General features: G+C 55.0%; 1 rRNA gene. It reads right to left on the bottom strand.

The window, feature by feature from the left end:
• Positions 1–2,386: ribosomal RNA gene (locus ACIPEP_RS18225) — 23S ribosomal RNA — on the bottom strand; the annotation flags it as partial.
• Between the last annotated feature and the right edge of the window lie 40 nt (positions 2,387–2,426).

The raw sequence follows: 2,426 nt of genomic DNA, 5'->3' as shown, positions 1-2,426 counted from the left end.
GACTCCACGAACACTAGCGTGCCCGCTTCACAGTCTCCCACCTATCCTACACAAGCCACACCGAACACCAATACCAAGCTGTAGTAAAGGTCACGGGGTCTTTCCGTCCTGCTGCGCGTAACGAGCATCTTTACTCGTAGTGCAATTTCGCCGAGTTCGCGGTTGAGACAGCTGGGAAGTCGTTACGCCATTCGTGCAGGTCGGAACTTACCCGACAAGGAATTTCGCTACCTTAGGATGGTTATAGTTACCACCGCCGTTTACTGGGGCTTAAATTCAGAGCTTCGCCCAAAGGCTAACCCTTCCTCTTAACCTTCCAGCACCGGGCAGGCGTCAGTCCGTATACATCGTCTTGCGACTTCGCACGGACCTGTGTTTTTAGTAAACAGTCGCTTCCCACTGGTCTCTGCGGCCTTCAACGCTCAGCGGAGCAAGTCCGCATCACGTGTCCGGCCCCCCTTCTCCCGAAGTTACGGGGGCATTTTGCCGAGTTCCTTAACCACGATTCTCTCGATCTCCTTGGTATTCTCTACCTGACCACCTGAGTCGGTTTCGGGTACGGGCGGCTGCAACCTCGCGTCGATGCTTTTCTCGGCAGCATAGGATCACTGATTTCCCCTTACGGGTACGCGTCGGATCTCAGGCATACAGACGACGGATTTGCCTATCGTCAGCCCTACATCCTTACACCAGGATCACCTTACGGATACCATCGCCTGGCTCAGCTACCTTCCTGCGTCACACCTGTTCATACGCTAACCGCACCAGCATGGGGTCGAGCGTTAGACCGCACGCCATCACCCCGAAGGGATCCGGTCAATGCGGGTTAGGACTCTTAGCACCACTGGATTAGCTTGGGCGGTTGTTCGCCGGTACGGGAATATCAACCCGTTGTCCATCGACTACGCCTGTCGGCCTCGCCTTAGGTCCCGACTTACCCAGGGCGGATTAACCTGGCCCTGGAACCCTTGGTCTTTCGGAGGACGGGTTTCTCACCCGTCTTTCGCTACTCATGCCTGCATTCTCACTCGTGTAGCGTCCACGGCTGGATCACTCCGCCGCTTCACTCGCCACACGACGCTCTCCTACCACTCCGCACGACTGAACCACGAAGGCTTATCGAGTGTGCGAAATCTACAACTTCGGCGGTGTGCTTGAGCCCCGTTACATTGTCGGCGCGGAATCACTTGACCAGTGAGCTATTACGCACTCTTTCAAGGGTGGCTGCTTCTAAGCCAACCTCCTGGTTGTCTATGCAACTCCACATCCTTTCCCACTTAGCACACGCTTAGGGGCCTTAGTTGGTAGTCTGGGTTGTTTCCCTCTCGACGATGAAGCTTATCCCCCACCGTCTCACTGCTGCGCTCTCACTCACCGGCATTCGGAGTTTGGCTGACGTCAGTAACCTGTTGAGGCCCATCGGCCATCCAGTAGCTCTACCTCCGGCGAGAAACACGCAACGCTGCACCTAAATGCATTTCGGAGAGAACCAGCTATCACGAAGTTTGATTGGCCTTTCACCCCTATCCACAGCTCATCCCCTCCATTTTCAACTGAAGTGGGTTCGGTCCTCCACGACGTCTTACCGTCGCTTCAACCTGGCCATGGATAGATCACTTCGCTTCGGGTCTAGGACATGCGACTGAATCGCCCTATTCAGACTCGCTTTCGCTACGGCTGCCCCACACGGGTTAACCTCGCCACATATCACTAACTCGCAGGCTCATTCTTCAAAAGGCACGCCGTCACCCCTACAAGGAGGCTCCGACGGTTTGTAAGCAAACGGTTTCAGGTACTATTTCACTCCCCTCCCGGGGTACTTTTCACCTTTCCCTCACGGTACTTGTCCGCTATCGGTCATCTGGGAGTATTTAGGCTTATCAGGTGGTCCTGACAGATTCACACGGGATTTCTCGGGCCCCGTGCTACTTGGGATACACATCCGGCCATAACACCATTTCGTCTACGGGGCTGGCACCCACTACGGCCCGGCTTTCAAACCGGTTCGACTATGATGCGCTGTAACCGCCCCAGTCCGGCAGAACTGAGCGACGTGTCCCACAACCCCGACCATGCAACGCCCGCCGGCTATCACACATGATCGGTTTAGCCTCATCCGCTTTCGCTCGCCACTACTCACGGAATCACATGTTGTTTTCTCTTCCTGTGGGTACTGAGATGTTTCACTTCCCCACGTTCCCTCTACCCGCCCTATATATTCAGGCGGGAGTCACCAGGTCACAAAAGCGCCCAGCGGGGTTTCCCCATTCGGAAATCCTCGGCTCACAGCTCGATTATCAGCTCCCCGAGGCTTATCGCAGATTTCTACGTCCTTCTTCGGCTCCAGATGCCAAGGCATCCACCGTTTGCTCTTAGAAACTTGACCACAAAGATTAAAATTGCGATCGACTCGAACAATCACCAAA

It is taken from the genome of Curtobacterium sp. NPDC087082 (assembly GCF_044745045.1).
GTDB lineage: Bacteria > Actinomycetota > Actinomycetes > Actinomycetales > Microbacteriaceae > Curtobacterium.
Note: the sequence above shows the minus strand (reverse complement) of the source record. Positions and strands in the feature narration are given on the sequence as shown.